This is a genomic window from Kitasatospora sp. NPDC092286 (genome assembly GCF_044755565.1).
In the GTDB taxonomy this organism is placed as follows: Bacteria; Actinomycetota; Actinomycetes; order Streptomycetales; family Streptomycetaceae; genus Kitasatospora.
In genome coordinates this window covers 1-1,416 of record NZ_JBIVRD010000130.1, presented here as the reverse complement: position 1 = coordinate 1,416, position 1,416 = coordinate 1, and the positions used below count along the sequence as shown (strand labels likewise).

General features: G+C 68.6%; 1 protein-coding gene and 1 pseudogene. Both read left to right on the top strand.

The genetic code is table 11. The features are described 5' to 3' along the window. Positions 1-361: integrase core domain-containing protein (locus ACIQIB_RS39505; RefSeq protein WP_400764314.1), on the top strand; the 361-nt coding region annotated here is incomplete at its 5' end. A gap of 26 nt (positions 362-387) precedes the next feature. After that, positions 388-1,371: pseudogene (locus ACIQIB_RS39500) on the top strand (tyrosine-type recombinase/integrase); the annotation flags it as partial. Positions 1,372-1,416 lie beyond the last annotated feature (45 nt).

Below are 1,416 nucleotides of genomic sequence, written 5' to 3'. Positions count from 1 at the left end.
CGGATTCCCGGTCGCGCCAAGGGAGTTGATTCACCACTCGGACGCCGGCTCGCAGTACACGTCGTTCCGCCTGGCGACCCACCTGGCTGCCGAGCAGATCGCGGCTTCCATCGGAACAGTCGGAGACGCCCTGGACAACGCCCTGATGGAGTCGACCATCGGCCTGTACAAGACCGAGCTCATCAAGCGCCAGGGCCCCTGGCGGACCCTGACCGATGTCGAGATCGCCACCGCCGAGTACGTCGACTGGTTCAACTCCACCCGGCTCCACAGTGAACTCGGCCACACCCCACCTGCCGAGTACGAAGCCGCCTACTACAGCCAACAGCAGCCAAACCTGCAGGTCACAGCAACAATCTAGAGTCTCTGCAGAACCCGCAGCGGTTCAACCTCATCCCCGGCCTGGGGCGGAAGAAGCTCGCCAAGCTCACCGCCAAGGACGTCCGCACCTGGCTCGACCACCTCCGCACCACCTGCCAGTGCTGCACACGCGGCCTCGACACCGCCCGCGACCAACCCCAGTGCTGCGCGGCCGGAACGTGCTGCCGCAAGCGGCTCTCGCCGCTGACGCTCGCCTACGTGCACTCCGTCCTCAAGTCCGCTCTGGAGCACGCCGTCCGCGAGGAGGAGATCCCGCGCAACGTGGCCCGCAACGTCCGCATGGGCACACCCCGCCCCCGCCGCTTCGACCCCCTCACTACCGAGGAGGCGCGCGCGTTCCTCGCCGCCACCCACGGCCACCGGCTGCACGCGCTGTTCGAACTCGCCCTGCGCACCGGACTCCGTAAGGGCGAACTCCTCGGCCTGCGCTGGGAAGACCTCGACCTCGCCGGCGGAACCGCCAGCATCCGCCGCACCCTCCAGCGCACCAACTCCAGCGGCCTGACCGCCCTCCCAACCAAGACCCAGAGCTCGGAGCGGCGCATCGCCCTGCCCACCGAGTGCCTGCGCTCCCTCGAACAGCACCGCGACCAGCAGCGCCAGGAACGCGAAACGGCGGGCGCGGGCTGGAAGGACAGCGGCTACGTCTTCACCCGCCCCGACGGAGCCCCTATCGAGGGAGCCACCCTCACCCGACACTTCAACACCCTGCTCCGCCGGGCCAGGCTCCGTCGCATCCGCTTCCACGACCTCCGGCACTCGGCGGCGACCCTCCTCCTGGAACAGGGCGTCGAACTCGTCGTCATCAAGGAACTCCTCGGTCATGCCCACATCGGCGTGACCGCCACCGTGTACGCCCACGTCCGGCTCCGCCTCCAGCGCGACGCCATAGAGCTCCTCGGCAACGCCCTTCGCAACCCCGACGGGCCCGCCACCCGACCGGGACTATCACGATCTAGGTGTACGGCACCCGTTTGTACTAGGTGTTGATCTTCCTGGCGGGTGTGGGCCGGGTGGCCTACGCCCGTCCGGCTG